Annotated in this window: 17 protein-coding genes, 1 other RNA gene and 1 pseudogene; 17 read left to right on the top strand and 2 right to left on the bottom strand. The window is 50.7% G+C overall.

Features of this window, described 5'->3' with window-relative positions; translation table 11 throughout:
* The first annotated feature begins 23 nt into the window (after positions 1-23).
* From dnaG to rnpB, 7 genes and pseudogenes are all read left to right on the top strand, one after another.
* Positions 24-1,841 (top strand): DNA primase, encoded by a 1,818-nt coding sequence (gene dnaG, locus AWM70_RS11480; protein ID WP_068696510.1) that lies wholly within the window; start codon positions 24-26, stop codon positions 1,839-1,841.
* 45 nt (positions 1,842-1,886) lie between these two features.
* Positions 1,887-3,017, top strand: a complete 1,131-nt coding sequence (gene rpoD / locus AWM70_RS11475; protein WP_068696508.1) for an RNA polymerase sigma factor RpoD — start codon at positions 1,887-1,889, stop codon at positions 3,015-3,017.
* 193 nt (positions 3,018-3,210) lie between these two features.
* Entirely contained in the window at positions 3,211-3,684 is a 474-nt protein-coding gene (gene tnpA, locus AWM70_RS11470; RefSeq protein ID WP_068694372.1) for an IS200/IS605 family transposase, read from the top strand.
* A 166-nt stretch (positions 3,685-3,850) separates the two neighbouring features.
* Positions 3,851-4,681, top strand: a complete 831-nt coding sequence (locus AWM70_RS11465; RefSeq protein WP_083180247.1) for a hypothetical protein — start codon at positions 3,851-3,853, stop codon at positions 4,679-4,681.
* Positions 4,678-5,437: pseudogene (locus AWM70_RS11460) on the top strand (tRNA (adenine(22)-N(1))-methyltransferase). Before AWM70_RS11465 ends, AWM70_RS11460 begins: the two are co-directional and overlap by 4 nt.
* Positions 5,413-6,528: a Nif3-like dinuclear metal center hexameric protein gene (locus tag AWM70_RS11455; RefSeq protein ID WP_068696506.1), complete on the top strand. Its 1,116-nt coding sequence runs from the start codon at positions 5,413-5,415 to the stop codon at positions 6,526-6,528. Before AWM70_RS11460 ends, AWM70_RS11455 begins: the two are co-directional and overlap by 25 nt.
* Before the next feature lie 73 nt (positions 6,529-6,601).
* Positions 6,602-7,012: RNase P RNA component class A (gene rnpB / locus AWM70_RS11450), an RNA gene on the top strand.
* Between the two features lie 148 nt (positions 7,013-7,160).
* On the opposite strand, the gene AWM70_RS11445 is transcribed toward rnpB, so the two are convergent.
* Positions 7,161-9,065 (bottom strand): S8 family peptidase, encoded by a 1,905-nt coding sequence (locus AWM70_RS11445; RefSeq protein WP_068696504.1) that lies wholly within the window; start codon positions 9,063-9,065, stop codon positions 7,161-7,163.
* 280 nt (positions 9,066-9,345) lie between these two features.
* On the opposite strand from AWM70_RS11445, the gene AWM70_RS11440 reads away from it, so the two are divergent.
* From AWM70_RS11440 to thiI, 6 genes are all read left to right on the top strand, one after another.
* Complete coding sequence (locus tag AWM70_RS11440; protein ID WP_068696502.1) at positions 9,346-9,846, top strand: DUF3907 family protein; 501 nt, start codon at positions 9,346-9,348, stop codon at positions 9,844-9,846.
* A 262-nt stretch (positions 9,847-10,108) separates the two neighbouring features.
* Complete coding sequence (locus AWM70_RS11435) at positions 10,109-10,267, top strand: DUF1540 domain-containing protein (protein ID WP_335582156.1); 159 nt, start codon at positions 10,109-10,111, stop codon at positions 10,265-10,267.
* A 33-nt stretch (positions 10,268-10,300) separates the two neighbouring features.
* Positions 10,301-10,732 (top strand): hypothetical protein, encoded by a 432-nt coding sequence (locus tag AWM70_RS11430; RefSeq protein WP_237167888.1) that lies wholly within the window; start codon positions 10,301-10,303, stop codon positions 10,730-10,732.
* Positions 10,733-10,923: 191 nt separating this feature from the next.
* Positions 10,924-11,691, top strand: a complete 768-nt coding sequence (locus tag AWM70_RS11425; protein WP_068696498.1) for a lytic transglycosylase domain-containing protein — start codon at positions 10,924-10,926, stop codon at positions 11,689-11,691.
* Positions 11,692-11,850: 159 nt separating this feature from the next.
* A complete protein-coding gene (locus tag AWM70_RS11420; RefSeq protein WP_068696496.1) occupies positions 11,851-13,002 on the top strand; it encodes a cysteine desulfurase family protein in 1,152 nt (383 codons plus the stop codon).
* Positions 13,003-13,007: 5 nt separating this feature from the next.
* The gene (gene thiI / locus AWM70_RS11415) at positions 13,008-14,291 is read left to right on the top strand and encodes a tRNA uracil 4-sulfurtransferase ThiI (protein WP_068696494.1); all 1,284 of its coding nucleotides are present in this window, start codon (positions 13,008-13,010) and stop codon (positions 14,289-14,291) included.
* 147 nt (positions 14,292-14,438) lie between these two features.
* Here the strand turns inward: thiI and AWM70_RS11410 are convergent, their stop codons facing one another.
* On the bottom strand, positions 14,439-15,146 hold the full coding sequence (locus AWM70_RS11410; protein WP_083180246.1) for a TerC family protein: 708 nt from the start codon (positions 15,144-15,146) through the stop codon (positions 14,439-14,441).
* Positions 15,147-15,368: 222 nt separating this feature from the next.
* Here AWM70_RS11410 and AWM70_RS11405 point away from each other — a divergent pair, with 222 nt between their 5' ends.
* The 4 genes from AWM70_RS11405 (at position 15,369) to AWM70_RS11390 (ending at position 19,980) form a co-directional block, all read left to right on the top strand.
* A complete protein-coding gene (locus AWM70_RS11405; protein WP_068696490.1) occupies positions 15,369-16,028 on the top strand; it encodes a TerC family protein in 660 nt (219 codons plus the stop codon).
* A gap of 223 nt (positions 16,029-16,251) precedes the next feature.
* The gene (locus AWM70_RS11400; RefSeq protein ID WP_068696488.1) at positions 16,252-16,746 is read left to right on the top strand and encodes a hypothetical protein; all 495 of its coding nucleotides are present in this window, start codon (positions 16,252-16,254) and stop codon (positions 16,744-16,746) included.
* A 131-nt stretch (positions 16,747-16,877) separates the two neighbouring features.
* Positions 16,878-18,719 carry a translational GTPase TypA gene (typA, locus tag AWM70_RS11395; RefSeq protein ID WP_068696486.1) on the top strand — a complete coding sequence of 614 codons (1,842 nt, stop codon included), beginning with the start codon at positions 16,878-16,880 and terminating at the stop codon, positions 18,717-18,719.
* 145 nt (positions 18,720-18,864) lie between these two features.
* The gene (locus tag AWM70_RS11390; protein ID WP_068696480.1) at positions 18,865-19,980 is read left to right on the top strand and encodes an LCP family protein; all 1,116 of its coding nucleotides are present in this window, start codon (positions 18,865-18,867) and stop codon (positions 19,978-19,980) included.
* The last annotated feature ends 23 nt before the right edge of the window (positions 19,981-20,003 follow it).

The raw sequence follows: 20,003 nt of genomic DNA, 5'->3' as shown, positions 1-20,003 counted from the left end.
CAAAAGAGATGAAGGTGGTATAGATGAGTACCGGACGAAACATCCCGGAAGAAGTCATTGAAGCTGTACTGCGACACCATGATATCGTGGATACCGTTAGCAAGCATGTTCATCTCACGAAACAAGGGAAGTACATGAAGGGGCTTTGTCCGTTTCATTCCGAGAAGACCCCGTCTTTCACCGTGACGCCGGACCGTCAGATTTTCCATTGTTATGGCTGCGGTGCAGGCGGTAATGCTATTAAATTCAGAATGGAAATTGAAGGCCTGACCTTTCCGGAAGCGGTGAAGACGATGGCGGAGGAGGCGCATATTCCTTTTCAGGATGCGGGAACTTCAGCTGCGGCTCCGCAGAATCCGGAGCTTGAAGCGCTGCTTCAGGCCAATGAATGGTCGGGCAAATTTTATCATTTTCTGCTTAAAAATACGGAATACGGTCAGCAGGCCATGGACTATTTGAAGAACCGCGGGATTCATGAACGGCTGATCGACCAGTTCGACATCGGTTATGCTCCGGCCCGCTGGGATACGCTCCTCCAATTTTTGGAGAAACGTTCCTTTGACCTTGCAGCCATGGAGAAAGGCGGATTGCTGTCGGCGAAGAACGACGGTTCCGGTTTTGTGGACCGATTCAGGGACAGAGTCATTTTTCCGATTCATAACCGCAGCGGCAAGGTGATTGCGTTTGCCGGACGGATCCTGGGCGATGGACAGCCAAAATATTTGAATTCGCCGGAAAGCAAGCTGTTCAGCAAAAGCCGCACGCTTTATAACCTGCACCGGTCCAAGAATGAAATCCGCAAGAAACGACAGGTCGTTATTTTTGAAGGCTTCGGCGATGTAATCAGCGCGTGGGATGCTGGTGTGCATAATACCGTAGCCACCATGGGGACGGCTTTGACGGAAAGTCATGCGGCGATTCTGAAATCGCTCGCCGATGAAGCCATTGTCTGCTATGACGGTGACAATGCTGGACAAGCAGCAGCCATGAAGAGCATCCCGATTCTGGAAGGGGCCGGCTTCAAAGTACGCATCGCGATGATCGGCGACGGTCTGGATCCCGATGAATACGTTCGGAAATACGGGGGAGAGCGGTTTCTTCATCAGATTGTGGAAGGTGCGGTTTCATCCGTTAAATTTAAGCTAATATATTTAAGGAAAAACCATATACTGCTAGAAGAAGCAGGAAAAGTGGCCTATATCAAAGAAGCTATGGAAGTTATAGCGCCGCTGCCTTCGCCAACCGAACGTGAAATTTATTTGAAGGAGTTATCCGCAGACCTGCAGGTGTCCTTTGAAAGCTTGAAGCAGGAATGCAACCAGTACCGGCAGGAACTTCAAAAAAACCAAAACGATGGGGATAATAACGCCAATTGGTGGAATAATGGTAGGCATAAAAATAGGCAGCCCGAAGCTCCGGTGCTGCTGCCGGCTTATCATGTGGCGGAACGGCGGCTGTTATCCTTTATGCTGCAGGACGAAGAAGTGGCAAGCTATGTCCATGATCGTCTTGGAGATCAATTTAACATTAAGGAACACGCGGCCATTGCCGCTTATCTATATGCTTATTACGCCCAAGGGAAAAGTGCTGACGCCAGCCGATTTATGTCTTCACTTCAGGACGAGAAGCTGGAGAAGACTGTCAGCTCTATTGCGATGATGGACACGCCTGGGGAGTGGTCCACTCAGGAACTGGACGACTGTATCAGGGAAATCCGCAAAGTTCCCGTAAAAAGCGATATTGATCGTAAGAGAGAAGAAATGATTGCGGCGGAGAAAGCCGGTGATTTTCTAACCGCGGCACAAATTGCAAGTGAGATTATAGCCCTAGAAAGACAGTAGACACAGTTGATGATGCACAGTTTCTAGGGAGGAGGGAGCCCCGATATGACGAACGAACAGCATACTGAACTAGAAACGGAATTGACGCTTGAGCAGGTGAAAGAACAGCTCATGGAACTGGGCAAAAAGCGGTCATCTCTGACATATAAGGAAATCATGGAGAAGCTTTCTCCGTTTGAACAGGATCCCGAACAGATGGATGAGTTTTTTGAACAGTTGAACGATAACGGCATTGATGTGACCAATGTCAGCGATGAGGAGCTCGCAAGACGCCAGGGCGATGACGAAGAGCACAGCGATCAGGACGACTTCAACTTTGATGATGATCTGAGTCTGCCGCCAGGGATCAAAATCAATGACCCTGTACGGATGTATCTCAAAGAAATCGGCCGGGTTCCTTTGTTGTCGGCCAATGAAGAGATCGAACTGGCCCAGCGGATTGAAAACGGCGACGAGGAAGCGAAGCGGCGGCTGGCCGAAGCGAATCTGCGCCTGGTGGTCAGTATTGCCAAACGTTATGTAGGCAGAGGCATGCTGTTCCTGGATTTGATTCAGGAAGGCAACATGGGGCTTATCAAGGCAGTCGAGAAATTTGATTACTCCAAAGGCTTCAAATTCAGCACCTATGCAACCTGGTGGATCAGACAGGCCATTACCCGTGCTATTGCGGATCAGGCCAGAACGATCCGGATTCCCGTGCATATGGTTGAGACGATCAATAAGCTGATCCGCGTTTCCAGACAGCTGCTGCAGGAGCTCGGACGTGAACCGGCGCCAGAGGAAATTGCGGCTGAGATGGAGCTCAGCGTGGAGAAGGTGCGCGAAATCATGAAAATTGCCCAGGAGCCGGTGTCACTCGAGACACCGATCGGGGAAGAAGACGATTCGCATCTGGGAGATTTCATCGAGGATCAGGAGGCGCTTGCCCCTGCAGACGCTGCAGCCTACGAACTCTTGAAAGAGCAGCTTGAAGATGTGCTTGATACCCTCACGGAACGCGAGGAGAACGTACTCCGGCTGCGGTTTGGCCTGGACGACGGACGTACACGGACCTTGGAGGAAGTAGGCAAGGTATTTGGCGTTACCCGGGAGCGCATCCGTCAGATTGAAGCCAAAGCTTTGCGGAAGCTCCGTCACCCAAGCCGCAGCAAACGGTTGAAGGATTTTCTTGAATAGGCTATAGGCACCTGGACCTTCTGCAGCATGCAGCAAGGTCTTTTTTTTTTTTTAGGCTTCAGCCTGTTGAGCGCGTGAAACGCGCGAAATATAAAACCACCCGCTATGCGGGTGGAGGGATCTAGGGTTACACCAATAAGACCATCCCGATAAAATTGAGATGTTCAGGCTCAATTCGAAAGGATGGTCTTAAATGGCAAATAAAAACTTTAGTTTAGCGCACACAAAGTGGATGTGTAAGTATCACATTGTGTTCACCCCGAAGTATAGACGTAAAGAGATCTACAATCAAGTGAGACGAGATCTAATTGAAATCATGAAGCGTCTATGTAAATACAAGGGAGTCGAGATATTAGAAGGACATATGATGCCGGATCATGTGCACATGCTGGTGGCGATTCCACCGAAAATATGGGTGTCTTCCTTTATGGGCTATTTAAAAGGGAAAAGCGCACTCATGATCTTTGAGAAGCATGCCAATTTGAAGTATAAGTATGGGAATCGTAAATTCTGGGCGGAAGGCTACTACGTAAGTACAGTGGGGCTAAATGAAGCCACCGTCGCCAAATACATTCGAGAGCAAGAGGCACATGACCAGGCAGTGGATAAGCTGAGTGTAAAAGAGTATGAAGATCCATTCAGCAGCAACAAGAGCAAGAAAAAGTAAAACCAGTTTAACTGGTAAGTGAAAGAGACAAATAACACTGAGCCTGAACGCTTTGTGGTCAGGCTAGCGTCTTTAGGCGCAGTTTGGCAACAAGGGGTTATACCCCTAGTGCAAACCACCCGTTGGACGGGTGGTTCTGATTTAGATATCGAAAAGAGGTGATAGCGTGTCCATCCAAGCAGAGAAAAAGGAAATCATCCTAAACGAAATTGATCGATGGAGAAACGGCCGTTTGCTGCCCGAGCAATATTGCGATTTCCTCGAAAATTTATATAAGGACGAAACCGAACCATCCCGAAAAAGATTCCTCTCCGTCACTTCAATCCGCCAAGGGAATCCTTGGATCTGGTTTCTTGGATTTGGAATTTTTGCATGCATTTTCTTTATCGGATTTTATTTTAGCCGTTTTCCTTGGCCATTGCAAATGGCCTCTGCCCTGCTGCTGACTTGTTTGCTTTATACCGTTGCTACGCTTGCAAGACCCGGCAGTAAATGGAACGCCTATCTTGCCGCCTTGACGGGCAGTCTTATGCTCCTTGGCTTCGGAGACTGGATGCTGCGGCTGCAGGACTGGGAGGACCCGCTTTCCAAAGCGGTTCTCATCGGAATCTGCGCAGTCGTCTGGGCTGCGGCGGGTTTTTTCTTACGTCTGCCATTCCTTCATTACTGCGGCCTGGCTTGCGGCCTCCTGCTGTATGCGTTCCTGTTCAGTTATTGGCACCCGCATGTGTCGTGGGCGATCCTGCAGCTGCTGTGGCTGCCGCTGTGCGTCGTGTTCGGCTGGTTAAGCTGGCTGACGCACTTCAAGAGACTGGATGTCTCTGGGGTTTATTTTGCTGTGGCGGCAACCATCTGGCTGATGCCGGAAGCGGATGCTTATTTACTTAGACATGAGGCTCCGGAGTTTCTTGTAGGGTTTGGTTTGGCGAAATTGGCGCTTGCCTTTATAATATTGTTTATGTTCAGAAAAAAATGGATAACGTGGGTGGCTTCATGAAATTATCAGCAAGATTACAAAAAATAGCGGATTATTTGCCGCAGGGGTGCAAATTCGCCGATATCGGCTCCGACCATGCACTGCTGCCGGTTTGGGCGGTGCTGTCAGGCCGCGCTGCCGGTGCGGTGGCCGGAGAGGTGAATGACGGCCCGTTTGAGGCGGCCGGGCGCCAGGTGGCTTCGGCAGGACTGGGAGACAAAATATCCGTCCGCAAAGGCAACGGCCTTGTTGTTGTGCAGCCCGGAGAAGTGGACACCGTCACCATCGCAGGCATGGGCGGTGCGCTTATCGCTACGATTCTTAGCGAAGGGGAAGACAAGCTCTCCGGCGTTCAGCGCTTAATCCTGCAGCCGAATGTGGGTGAAGATATGGTGCGCCGCTGGCTGCTGGAACGCGGCTGGGTGCTGACGGCCGAAGAAATTTTAGAGGAAGACGGCAAAATTTACGAAATTCTGGTGGCGGACCGGCGGGTAGAGGCAGCTGCCTTGAATGATAAGCTTTACCAAACGCGAGAGCTGCCCGGGGGACTGAATTTGACGCGGGAGTGGCTGATTTGGATGGGGCCAATGCTGACGCAGCATCCAACGGATGTTTTTTTTTGAGAAATGGGAGTCCGAGCTGGACAAGCTGGCCAAAATCAGAAAGCAGATGGGCAGATCCGATCAGGGGAGCGCCCGGCAGAAGGAAGCGGAGCTGGATCAGCAAATGAGTCAGTTGAAGGAGGTGCTTGCATGTTTGCGAAAGGACAGACGGTAATACAGCTTATGGAGCAGCTTGCTCCCAGACATGTAGCAATGGAAGGCGACAAGATCGGACTGCAGCTTGGCACCTTGCAGAAAGAAATCAAGCAGGTGCTGGTAGCGCTGGACGTCAATCAGGAGGTTGTCGACGAAGCGATCCGGATCGGCGCGGATTTGATTATCGCGCACCATGCGATCATCTTCCGGCCGCTCGCCCAGCTGCAAACCGACACGCCTGCCGGACGGCTGTATGAGAAATTGATCAAACATGATATTGCCGTCTATATCAGCCATACCAACCTGGATGTGACCGAAGGCGGCATGAATGACTGGATGGCGGAAGCGCTGGGCATCGAAAGCACTGACTCCATGGAGGACGTGCACACAGACAAGCTGTTTAAGCTTGTTGTGTTTGTGCCGAAGGACCATCATCAGAAGGTGCTGGAGGCCGTATTAAACGCAGGAGCCGGGCATATCGGCAACTACAGCCACTGCAGCTTTAATATTGAGGGATACGGGACGTTTTTGCCGGGTGAAGGCAGCGACCCGTTTATCGGCCAGCCGGGCAAGCTGGAGCGCGCTGAGGAAATCCGCATGGAAACGATTGTGCCGGCCAGCCTGCGCAGCAAGGTTATTCAGGCCATGCTAAAGAACCATCCTTACGAGGAAGTAGCTTACGACCTGTACCCGATGGATCTGAAAGGACGCACCTTTGGTCTTGGGCGGGTTGGCAAACTCAAAGAGCCAACAACACTTGGCGAATACGCTGAGCTGGTGAAGCGGGAACTGGAGGTTCCTTTTGTCCGGGTCGTAGGCGATATGGAGAAAAAAATCCGCAAAGCCGCCGTCATCGGCGGCTCCGGAGGCAAATACTGGCGTAGTGCCCAGTTCCGCGGCGCTGACGTGCTGGTCACCGGAGACGTGGATTATCACACGGCCCAGGATGCTCTGGCAGCGGGGATAGCTTTTATTGATCCTGGCCACAATGCCGAGAAGATCATGAAAAGAAAAGTGGCCGACTGGCTGAGCGCCAAGCTGGCCGAGCAGCGCAGCGCAACGAAAGTGGCGGCTTCGGAAGTGAATACCGAGGTGTTTGTGGTACGTTAACAATTGCCAGTCTTTCCGGCTTTTTGCGCTTGTGCTCTATAGAAAATTTCGGTATACTATACGATGTTGTTTGGAAGTTTGACAGACAATCGCCGGCAGCTGCAAGCTGCGGGAGGAAAGTCCGGGCTCCACAGGGCAGGATGCTGGATAACGTCCAGTCGGCGCGAGCCGAAGGATAGTGCCACAGAAATGGACCGCCGATGGCCGCGCTAACATGTGCGGCACAGGCAAGGATGGAACCGAGGTGTAAGAGACCCCGAGGAACGCTGGTGACTTCGTTCCTGGTAAACCCCATCTGGAGCAAGACCTAATGGGACGCAGCTTGCCGCGAGGGAAGCAGCCTTTGCCCGAGGCGCGTCTGGGTTGGTCGCTGGAGCCGTTTAGCAATAAACGGCCTAGATAGATGATTGTCACTTCATGTGGGAGGGTAGTTCCCGTTATCACCACAATGAGTACAGAACCCGGCTTATGGAAAACTTCCGTCACTGCAACAAACTTAATTTGAATGATAGGTGTTTTACTTAAATCATGGGAAAACCCCTGTCTGAGTCCAAGCCGGAAGGCTGCGGAATCGGACAGGGGTTTTGTTTGCTTGTTTGTTTGGTATACTTGCCGCTACTTGTTATCGGAGCTCAGGAACGGGAATTCAGCCGTTTCAGCAGACGGTAAAGCTTCTCCTCCATCTGCTGCGGCCACAGCTGCACGGGACCCGGATTTTGTATATTACCGGTCCCAGTGCCGTTCCCTTTACCGGCTGCCTGCAGCGCGGAGAACACATTAATTTGGCCGAAGCCGTAATATTTATCGCGTCCCGGCGTCCCTAGATCTTCTGTTGTGTGGCGGATAATATCCATGACCTCGGTATTCTTGAGCTGAGGATTCTCGGAGCGGATCAAGGCCGCCAGCGCAGCTACATGCGGGCTGGCCATCGAGGTGCCTGACAAAGCTGCGTATTGGTTGCCGGGATAGGTGCTGGCGATGCTTTCGCCCGGCGCCATCACGTCGATATAATCCCCGAAGTTGGAGAATGATGCCCGTTTCTGATGGGAATCGGTTGCGGAAACGGATAACACTTCCGGATAAGCCGCAGGATATCCCGGGCGTTCTGTATTGTCATTCCCTGTTGCGGCAATGACCACGACATCATGATCAAACGCGTACTGGATGGCATCATGCAGAAACTGGGCTTCCGCATAGTTGCCAAGGCTTAAGTTGATCACCTTAGCGCCATGATCTGTAGCCCAAATAATGCCCTGGGCCACCGAATAGGTGGTGCCTGATCCGCTGTTGTCCAGCGCTTTGACCGGCAGAATTTTGGTATTCCACGTCATGCCGGCGATGCCTTCGCGGTTGTTGACATTTGCCGCTATAATGCCGGCCACATGAGTGCCGTGACCGACATCGTCCATCGGTCTTTCATCTGGATTAACCACATTGTAGCCCGGCAGGGTACGGCCGGCCAAATCGGGATGATCCAGGTCGACGCCGGTATCAACTACCGCTACGATAACGTCGTTGGTTCCTTTGGACAGCGTCCACCCTTTATTGGTGCTGGTAATCGGAAGATTCCATTGATACTCCGAGAATAAAATATCGTTGGGAATTTCGGTTCTTCCGTCCAGTCCGGTTGTTTCATTGGTTAAATATAAATAGTGGGGCTCCACATATTTAGGATCCCAATTTTTGCGGAAATAAGCATCGAGCTCCTTCATGGATTTGCCATCAGCATGAAAGATGTAAGTGTTTCTCAGCACCTTGGACGGCTTGCAGCCGTCAATCTCCTGTTCAATCCGCTGCAGATCAGCGTTTGTAGGCGCCTTTTTGAAGGTAACGACCACTTCGTTTTCATAGAAATGGCTGGCATTTTCGTTATCGCTTCCCGTTTTGACGGTGATATCCCGCAGCGTGTCCGGATGAACGGACTCCACGCTGTATTTCCCTTCTCTTGGATAAGGAATCAAACGCAGATTTTTGCGCTGGTGATTCTCAACCTTCTCCAGAATGCCGGTGCTGAATATGCCGATGATGCCGCGCCGCTGCTTGCTTGAGCCGGTACTGGGAACAGCAGTGACAAAATATTTGGGCGCTTCCTGAGGGAAAGACGGCGAAGCATAGCTTTTTCCCCGAATCAATGCGCTTTTGGCAAAACGGATATAGGAAGTCAGCTCTTTATTTTCGTCCGCTGAAGATTTAAAGGAGGGACTGCGTACTTCCGATGCTCCGTTAAAATCACCATAAGGAAGCACGGCGAGCAGATGCGGATGAGTTTGAGTCAGATCCGCTGCATAACGGGCGGCATCTTTGGGATTCCGAACATAACGGGCGGACAGGTCTTCTACATGCATGCGGGCGTCTCTGCGGGTCAGCTTGTCGGTCGCATGAATGTCCTGCATAAGCATCTTTTGTTTGAGGCGATGCTCGCTTTCCGGACTGGCTTGTTCCTGGACTTGCTGCTCATTTCGAGCATGCTGAGCCGGTCCTGAGGCGCACCCCGGCAGGACCAGAGCGGACGCTACGGCGGCGGTTAGGCCAAGCAAGGTCCATTTTTTTTTTCGTCACCACTAAGCACCTTCTTATATTAAGAATATTTTTGGATCTTTGGTCTTTAAGATTTATCTTTATCGTGGGATGAGGACGTTTTTTTTTATTCCGCTGCAGGGCATAAATGCCTTTAGGAATTAATGGATGAAAAGGCGTTTGCCCGGACAAGTCGGGATACCTTTGCCAAACAATTTATGGTAGAATAAAGCCAGCAGATCAATTCACACCCTGAATTGTGATCTCTTGCCTTGACAGAACGGAAGGAGAACTGACACTATGCATGAAGCGAACACCCGAGATCTATGTGAATCCGCTAGAAACAAACTCAAAACAGCTGCAGAAAGAATCGAAACATTTCTGAACCAGTATTCGCTGCCCCAGTTGGCGGAAGAACAGGATGAGGAATCGGTACGTTTCTACAAAGGTTTCTTGAGCGACCTTCGTCATCTGCTTGTATTTTCGGAGGCGAATTACGAGAAACTGGGTGTACTGCTGCGCCGGGCCAGTTTCGACAAAGAATCTGGAGAGAAAGCGCTGTACCATGTTTATCATGATTGCGTGAACCTTTTCTTTTATCCGAAAAGCGAAAGCTATGCGGAGGACGGCCGGTATGCTTATACAGGCCAGGATGCGATCCGTTTCCGCAGGAAACCGGCAAGCGCAGCCCGTGCAGTTATTCTGGATATCACCCGGATTTTTGAGGAACTGCGCGACGATCTGACTTATTATGAAAGCGACTATTTAACGCAGCTTCGCATGCAGAAAAGCGGCTGCTAAGCAGGTGGTTGCTAACTGAATAACTTAAACAAATTGACAAGGATGCCCTGGCGGGCATCCTTTTTTAATGGGAAAAATCCTCTTTGAAAAAGGGGCTGAGGTTTTGCTCGCCTGCTGAATTTACTCATTATCCAATCTTTAAACAGCATATGTGAACCGTATTCCGGCAATAATGTGTTCGAGGTGATCAAATATGCCGAATGGCGATAAACCCATTGTCAAATGCAGCGTTTCAAACTGCACCTACTGGGGAGACCAGAATGTGTGCAAAGCCGATCTTATTATGATTGATATTGATAAACACGCCTCGGCTCAATATAACGAAGAATTTGCCGGGGAGAACTTTGACACCGAACACCAGGATTATGCAAGCACTTCTGCAGCGACTTGCTGCCATACGTTTAAACCGAAACAGCAATAAAAATGAACGGTAAATCAAAAGGAGGTGATTCCTGTGGGTTATGGCAGAGATGACGACCACAGACTGGGGCCGAGGGTAAATCCCGACCATACAGGCGATCAGGGGACAAGGATTGATTATCCGCGCAAGTCGCTGACTAACGAAGAATATGCAGCTGAATTCGCCGCTGTACGTGAACGGAAGCTGCAGGCGACGCACAGCAGAGAAGGACAACAAACCCAAACCCGTGAATATTCCGGGGAAAAGGAAGACAGCCGTACGGATGCGGGTCAAATCGCCGGCGTTGCCGGTATCGTACTTGGCGTGCTCGCTTTATTTATGTGGACAATTGTTTTGGGCCCTGTAGCGGCTGTACTTGGTTACTACGCCTACAGTCAGGGCAAACGTAAAACAGGAGCGTGGGGCCTGGCGCTTGGACTTTTGGCAACCCTCAGTTATTTTGTGCTTATGCCTTTCGTCCGGTAATTTAAATGCAGTTGTGTTAGAAAAAGGCCGATCTCAGATCATCTAAAGATCATCTGAAGATCGGTCTTTTTTCCTATTTCCGACAAAAGGACTGGTACTGGTTCGAACGAGCGTGTAGAATGAGCGTAAGAATATCCGAATTTAAACGATATATAATAAATATGTTTGATATAAGGGGTAAAGGGTAAATCATGCAAATCGATCCGCGTATTGTGAAACAGCTGATTGAATATCAAATGATGAACAGCATCGACCTGACGGGTACTACGCTGCAGGGAACTCAAAATGGCGATACGGATTCTTTTTTTAATCAAATGCTGCAGGAACTGATGGCTGGCGGCAGCAGCACGGATTCGGTCTCTTCGCTTGCCAATGCTTCACTTTCTACGTCTTCCGCTGCTGGCGGAATCAATCTGGACCCAGGGAACAGCCAGCTTTGGTATCAAATGATTTCCCAGGCCCTTTCAGATGGAGGTTCTGATCTGGTTTCCTCCATCACGAATGACACACCGGCGACGGCCTCTTCTGTTCAAGGAAGCGGGAGCTCAACGGCTTATGACGGGCTGATTGCGGAAGCAAGCCGCAAATACGGCGTACCGGAAGCTTTGATCAAAGCTGTGATCGATACGGAATCTTCCTTTAGACCCCATGTGGAATCGTCCGCAGGAGCCAAAGGACTTATGCAGCTGATGGATGGAACAGCCCGGGGGCTCGGTGTCAGCGATCCGTTTGATCCTGCCCAGAACATCGACGGAGGCGTCCGGTATTTGTCCTATCAGCTCAAGCGTTATGGTGGGGAAATCAAAACGGCTCTGGCTGCTTATAATGCCGGACCGGGCAAGGTTAACGGATTGGGCGTAAGCAATGACGCCGAATTGATGGACAAGCTGCACCAGCTGCCAGTCGAAACTCAGCAGTACATTGGCAAAATCGAAAGAGCGATGGCCAAATACGCTTAAACGCCAGACAAGAGAAACGTGTCAAAATCATATGGAAAGAAACGGAGCAACAGGCTGAAGGCCGCTAAGCTCCGTTTTTTGTTTTTTTTAAGACCTGTTTCAGGTATGATAGTAGTTGCTGATTATACAAGTTTTTTTAGAGACAGGGGGCGAGTTAGGGTGAAATATTTTGATCATGCAGCGTCTACTCCTCCTCATCCGGAGGTTATCCGGACCATTGCTGAAGTGATGCAGGCGCATTACGGCAATCCATCTTCCTTGCACGCTTCGGGTGAAGCCGGGTTTAAACTGCTTAAGAAAGCCAGAGAGGTTTGTGCGGGGACGCTTGGCGTGCAGCCTTCTGAAATTGTGTTCACGTCCGGGGCGACCGAAAGCAATAATATGGCGATAAAAGGCGCTGCCCTGCAGTACAGATCCCGAGGCAAACATCTGGTTACGTCCATGATTGAGCATCCTTCGGTTTATGAGTCTTTCCGTCAATTGGAAGGGTTTGGTTTTGAAGTCGCTTTTGTGCCTGTTCAAACGAACGGGACTGTGGATATAGAAACGGTTATGCGGACGGTTCGAGAGGATACGGTGCTGGTCTCCATTATGCACGTGAATAATGAGACCGGCAGCATACAGCCTGTGGCGGAAATCGCCCGTGAGTTGAAACAGAAATATCCGCGTGTACTCGTGCATGTCGATGGTGTTCAAGGGTTTGGCAAAGTCCCGCTGCAGCTTAAGGACAGCGGAATTGACCTGTACAGCTTGTCGGCACATAAATTCCGCGGGCCAAGAGGCGCCGGGCTGTTGTATGTTCGTAAAGGGATTCAGCTGTTTCCGCTGCTGTCCGGCGGAGGGCAGGAGAGTGGAGTTCGCTCCGGCACGGAGAATGTGCCGGCTGTGGTTGGCATGGCCAAAGCGCTGCGGCTGGCCAAAGAACAGGAAGCCGAACATGTCCGCAATTGGCGGAAGGTTCGGGAACGGCTTGTAGAAGGCATTGCTTCGCTGCCCGAGCTTGAGCTGAATTCACCGGCAGAAGGCGCGCCGCATATTGTTCATTTTTCCTTCCCGGGCATGAAACCTGAAGTGGTGCTGCACTGCCTGGAGGAAGAGGGGCTGGAGGTATCGACTAAATCGGCCTGCTCTTCCAAAACAAGCGAACCAAGCCGGGTGCTGCTGGCTATGGGGAAATCCATGGAGACAGCGCAGAGCGGAATCAGAATCAGCCTGGGAGATGAACATACGTCCGAGGACGCCGACCTGCTGATTGAAGCGTTAACCAAAGCCGTCAAGCGGCTTAGCGGATTGAAAGGTGGACTGAAATAACGATTATGAATGGCGATATGTTAATGCTGAGACTTGGGGAAATCATGATGAAAGGTCGCAACCGGTCGAGATTCGAGAATGCCGTTCTGGCCCATGTTAAACGGCTGCTTAGAGCTTTCCCCAAAGCGAACATCACCAAGGATTATGGCCGGATTTATATTGATCTGGGCGGAGAATCTGCCGACGAGCTGCTGAAGCCGCTTGGCAGAGTGTTTGGCATTACGGCGATCATCCCCGTGGTGGTCTGTGAACCGGAATTGAAGCAGATTCAGGAAAAAGCGCAGGCCTTTATCGGCAGCCTGTCGATCAAAAAGGATACGGCCTTTAAGGTTAGCGGCCGGAGGGTATGGAAAGCTTTTCCTCATTCCTCGCACGATCTCAATAGAATCGTCAGCGAACCTTTGCTGGATGAATTTCCTTTCTTGAAGGTGGATGTCAAGAATCCGGAGCTGGAGCTGCGTGTGGAAGTACGTCAAGACCGCGCCCTGCTCTACTGTCAGGTCTTTCCTGGTGCCGGGGGATTCCCGCTTGGCACTAATGGCAAGGCGATGCTGCTGCTTTCAGGCGGCATAGACAGTCCGGTTGCGGGCTGGTCGGCGATGCGCCGCGGACTTGAAGTGGAATGCGTTCATTTTCACAGTTACCCTTTCACAAGCCGCAAGGCGGAAGAGAAGGTCATTGAGCTGGCGAAGGTGCTGTCGCAGTATTCGGGACGGGTCAAAATGCACCTTGTTCCTTTTACGGATATCCAGACCTCTTTGGCAGGCGCCGGACAGGATAACCTGATGATCACGCTTATGCGCAGGGCTATGCTGAGAATTGCCACCAAATTGGCGGAACAGCGCGAAGCGCTGGCCCTGGTAACTGGAGACAGTCTGGGACAAGTGGCAAGTCAGACGCTGGGAAGCATGAATGTGATTGGCCGGGTCACGGACCTGCCGCTGCTTCGTCCTTTGGTTATGATGGACAAGCAGGAGATCATTGATTTGTCGCAGCGAATCGGCACTTATGAATTGTCCATTCTGCCGTATGAAGATTGCTGCACGTTGTTTGTTCCGAAATCCCCGGCTACCAAACCCAATCTTCGGGTGGTCGAGAACGTCGAGCGAAGCCTGGAAGGATTGGAGGCTATGCTGGAGAAGGCGGTTCAGAACACGGTAACCCTGACGTTGACGCCGGATAGTCAAATCCGTTATGAAGGGGATCAGCTGACCGGCTTGCCTAATCAGCCCCGTCACGAGCTGGAGAAGCCGGCGCAGGAGCAGGTTATTCGCGAAGACTGGTTTTAATGGATGATTGATTCGGCCGATTTGGCTGATTCGGCTGATTCGGGAATTCAAATTGTAACAGACATAAAACAACAGGCCGTCCAAATGGACGGCCTGTTTGTGTTATGAAACTGTTTTTCAGTTGAAGGGAATGAGGGCCTGAGGCTACTACCGCGTCGCCGGATGTGATTCACGTTTTGCTTTCTTCTGCCCGCGGCTGCGGCGTTTGGCCATATAACCGGCATATAGAACGGCCAGGACCACTACAAAGATGAATCCGTATTTCAGCACGGGCTTGTCCTCAAGGAAAGGGGCGAGTTTGGGCTCCTCTGTGATCATGTGAGAAGCGGTATAAGCAAGCACCCCGGCTCCTAAATAAGCGATCCATGGAAATAACGTAAGCAGCTTGATAAAGATGGTGCTTCCCCACACGACGATCGGCACGCTGATCATCAGTCCGATAATAACCAGCACCGTATGTTGGTTGGATGCGCCGGCTACGGCGATAACATTATCCAGCCCCATAGCGGCATCGGCGATAATAATGGTTCTGACAGCAGCCCACAAGGAGTCCTTGGCTTCTACGTGTTCTTCCTTGTCATCATCTGCCAGCACTTTATAAGCGATATAGATCAGCAGGACTCCGCCAACAGCCAGCAGCCAAGGGATCTTCAGCAGCCATACGACCACAAGGGTGGCCAGAATGCGCAGCACTACGGCGCCGCCGGTTCCGTAGAAAATCGCTTTTTTCTGAATGGAGCCCGGCAGCCGTTTGGCAGCCATCCCCACCACAATGGCGTTATCGCCGGCAAGAATTAAGTCAATGAAAATAATGTTAATAAGAGTGAGAAAAAAACTCGCGCTCAACCAGTCCATGGATGTCACTTCCTAAGTAAGATTCGGTAGTTAAAAGGCCAGCATTAAATTATTAAAGCTAAGATATAAATAGGCATATAAATTTCGGACACTACTCAATCTAAGGGTATACGTATGACCCCGGCAAAAGGATTCATCTTTTTTACCCGGATTCCGAGTTCCACAAACGTTCTGCATACCTTTGTCCCATGAGTCATAAATCTGGTATGGGGGGAATGTTGTGTGGAATCCATACTGCTGCTGCTGCAAATTCTGATGATCAATCTGGTGCTGAGCGGAGATAATGCCGTCGTCATCGCCATGGCCAGTAAAAATCTGCCCTTATCGCAACGGAAAAAAGCCGTTTGGTGGGGGGCCGTAGGGGCCGTAATTTTGCGTTGTCTGCTGACTTGGGTGGCGCTGGTGCTGCTGAAGATTCCTTTTATCCAAGCCTGCGGCGGAATCCTGCTCGCTTATATTGCCTTTAAGCTTCTCACCCAGCAGGAGGATGAGACACGTGTTGAAAGTGCGGCAACCCTTTGGAAATCGGTTCAGACGATCCTGTTCGCAGATTTTATTATGAGCCTTGATAATGTGCTGGCTATAGCCGCACTGGCGCAAGGGGATATCGCTATTCTGGTGATCGGCATCGCCATTGGCATCCCGATTGTGGTCTGGGGCAGCAATCTTATAGCCGACCTGCTGCACCGCTTCCCGGTGCTCGTGTATGCAGGCGCAGGCATTCTTGCTTATACCGCTGGAAAAATGCTCCTGCACGATCCGAAGCTTGGCGGCCTGCTTAATGGTTTCATTCCACAAGCAGCTTACTGGCTGCCTTGGGCGCTTAGCGCGGCCATCATTATCATCGGCTTATTCAAGCAAAAATATTTCCGCGGCGCTTAAAGCGGAAGCTTTGGCTCCGGTAAAACCCTGCCGGGTAGGAGGCGGGGTTTTTGTCCTGCCTGCAAACGGGCTTCAAGGGCGAGCGGTTATATATTTTTACTGTTGAAATGACTTGTCCGAGTGGTTTTTTATGAAAATTTCATTTAATATAGGATTAAAAGGGACTGTCGTAAATTGTAGGTACTTGTCCCGCTGATGTCAATCGCGAAAGGTGTGTGATCAAATGTCCGATCAAAACAAACTGACGACAGGGGTCTTGATTCTGGCTGCCGGACTCATCATTTTACTTGGAAAATGGGGGGTCTTCTCGTTTATTGGAACGGTATTCTGGCCGCTGCTCCTGCTGGCACTCGGCATTTTGCTTCATATCCTTTATGCGGGCCGACGTCTTCCGGCGGCTGCGCTTGTTCCGGGCGGAGCGCTGATCGTTTACGGCGTTGTGTTTCTGATCGCCACCTTGTTTGGTTATGGAACCCTTCATTATTTATGGCCGGGTTTTATTTTCGGAATTGCGCTTGGCTTGTTTCTGTTTGATGCGGCCAGCACGCCGCGCCCATCCGGTATTTTCCCGCTGGCTATAGCCCTTCTGGCGGTTTCCGTGCTGCTGTTTGGAATCACTTTGTTCAGCTTCTCGTTGATTTACCTGCTTGCTTTTATTCTGATCGTGGGCGGCGTTTGGCTAATCGCCTTCCGTGGCCGCAGTCGTTCCAGATGGTAAACTTAAGTAAATGCCTTGAAATTTACTGAAATTTGCGTATAATGAAATGGATATGTGTAGCGTCGGCCCTTTTTGTGATCCGACGCTTATTTTGATGAATAGAGAACACAGAGAGGAAATGGAGATAAATCATGCAATCAAGAGATCACATTCGCAACATTGCGATTATTGCCCACGTAGACCATGGCAAAACCACGCTGGTTGACAAACTGCTCCAGCAATCCGGCACATTCCGGGAGAACGAGGCCGTTCAGGAGCGCGCCATGGACTCCAACGATTTGGAACGGGAACGCGGAATCACGATTCTGGCTAAAAATACAGCTATCAATTACAAAGATAACCTGATCAACATTGTAGATACACCGGGACACGCCGACTTCGGCGGCGAGGTCGAACGGATTATGAAGATGGTTGACGGCGTTCTGCTCGTCGTTGACGCTTATGAAGGCTGCATGCCGCAGACGAAATTCGTTTTGCGCAAAGCACTGGAATCCAACCTGACTCCGATTGTGGTTGTGAACAAAATTGACCGTCCGGCAGCCCGTCCTGCCGAAGTAATTGACGAAGTGCTTGACCTGTTCATCGAACTTGAAGCTTCGGACGAGCAGCTGGAATTCCCTGTTGTTTATGCTTCCGCGCTTAACGGTACGTCGAGCCTTGATCCTGAGAAACAGGACGACAACATGCAGGCGCTGTACGAAACCATCATCGAAAATATCCCGTCTCCAAAAGAGAAGGTAGACGAGCCGCTGCAGTTCCTCGTTACCTTGATGGATTATAATGAATATTTGGGCCGTATTGCCATCGGCCGGGTAAACCGCGGCATCATCCGCTCCGGACAAGCGGTTACGGTTATTCAGCGCGACGGCAGCAAGAAATCCGCCCGCATCGAGAAACTTTTTGGTTTCCAAGGCCTTCGCCGTGTGGATATTGAAGAAGCGGGTGCCGGCGACATCATCGCTATCGCCGGCATCAAGGACATCAACATTGGAGAAACGATCGCTGATCCGGCCAACCCTGAAGCACTGCCGGTTCTGAAGATTGACGAGCCTACCCTGCAAATGACGTTCCTTGTCAACAACAGTCCTTTTGCAGGACGTGAAGGCAAATGGGTCACTTCCCGCAAGCTGCGTGAACGTCTGTTTAAGGAGCTCGAAACCGACGTCAGCCTTCGCGTTGACGAAACCGACAGCCCGGATGCCTTTATCGTTTCCGGCCGCGGCGAGCTGCATCTCGGCATTCTGATCGAAAATATGCGCCGCGAAGGTTATGAAGTTCAGGTATCCAAACCTGAAGTTATCATCAAGGAAATTGACGGCAAAAAAATGGAGCCGATCGAACGTCTGATGATCGATGTTCCTGAAGAAAACATGGGCGCCGTTATGGAGAGCCTGGGTTACCGCAAAGCCGAAATGGTGAACATGATCAACAACGGCACTGGCCAGGTCCGCCTGGAATTCCTGATTCCGGCACGCGGTTTGATCGGCTACAGCACACACTTCCTGACGTTGACCCGCGGTTACGGGGTTATGAACCACGCGTTCGACAGCTATGGACCGCTTGTAACCGGTCAGGTTGGCGGCCGTCATGAAGGTGTTCTGGTGTCCAGCGAAAACGGCGTATCGACGCTTTACGGCATCTTGTCCATCGAAGACCGCGGTATCCTGTTCGTAGAACCGGGCGCCGAAATTTATGAAGGCATGATCGTTGGCGAGCATACCCGCGATAACGACATCGTGGTTAATATCTGCAAAGAGAAGCAATTAACCAACGTTCGTTCGGCTACCAAAGACGACACCGTCAAAATGAAAACCCCTCGTTTGCTTTCTCTGGAGCAAGCGCTGGAGTATCTGAATGACGACGAATATTGCGAAATTACGCCAAAATCCGTTCGCCTGCGCAAGAAAATTTTGAACAAAAGCGAACGCGAACGTGCTGAAAAACATCGCAAAATGGCAAACGCTAATCAATAATCCGTTCTTTTTGTAACTTTAGATCAGACCGGAACGTTATATAAATAACCGGCGGTTATCCGTCAGAGAGAAGTCGGACGCTTTGGTGTCCGGCTTTTTTCTAGAGTAATCATTTTATATATTATGAATGAAAAAGGTGTTTAAAATGAGTCCATCCGATCATGGAAGTCTTCCTCCTAGGCAGCACAGCCAGCGAAAGGGCAGTGAACCTGCTAAGGGAGCCCCGGTGAGGCAGGGGAAAAAGAAGAAAAAAGCGGGACCTGTCAAACGTTTCTTTCGGGTTGTGCTGATTCTAATTGTCATTCTTGTTATAGGCGCAGGCGGATATGCCGCATACCTGGCTTACAACGTCAATCAAACCATTAATCAGGCAGGTACGGACAAGCCGGTGGCAGCCGGACAGGAGGCCAATGTTAAACCTCTCACAATGCTGCTGCTTGGAACGGATTACCGGCCTGAAACCGGCACTCATCTTAGTGATGTTATTATGGTTATTGCCATGAATCCAAAGACCAAATCGGCGACCGTTGTTTCGCTTCCGCGCGATACCCGGTTCTCGATGGATGGTTACAAAACGAACAAAATCAACGCTTTTTATCCTAACTTCCTGGCGGCCGAGAAGAAGACGGGCAACTCAGCCGAAGAAGAGATGAAGACGATGATGGGGAAATTTTTTGACCTCGACATTGATTATGTGACCGTGCTTAACTTTCAGGGCTTCCGGGATGTGGTGGATGCGCTGAAGGGTGTAGATGTGAATGTGGATAAAGACATGTGCTACAGAGACAAGGCCGACGGCACAGATATTAATTTGAAAAAAGGGCAGCAGCATCTGGACGGCAAACAGGCATTGGATTTTGTACGTTACCGTAAATCCAATTGTTCGCCAAGAACGGATGCTTCCGACGATTTTGACCGCAACCGCCGCCAGAACGAAGTGCTGCACGCGCTGATCGACCAGGCCAAATCGCTGAACGGCGTTCTTGGCGCAGGTAAAGCGATTGAATCCGTCGGCGACAACATGACTACCGACCTGGAGCAAGGCCAGATCAAAAATATGATCGCCGCCTACTGGAATATCTCCAAAGAAAATGTTCATTTCATGCCGATTACAGGTGATTGGAAATCCCCGTATGTCTATCTGCACGATGATGAGCTTGAAGCAGCCAAACAGGCGTTGAAGGATGAACTGGCCGGCAAAACCGTTCAGACCTCTCAGGATGCTCAGGACGGTCCTTCTGCAACCCATTCAGGCAATTAAATCAAACACAAAGACGCCATTCC

It is taken from the genome of Paenibacillus yonginensis, assembly GCF_001685395.1.
GTDB classification, from domain to species: domain Bacteria; phylum Bacillota; class Bacilli; order Paenibacillales; family Paenibacillaceae; genus Fontibacillus; species Fontibacillus yonginensis.
This window is presented reverse-complemented; position numbering and strand designations above follow the sequence as displayed.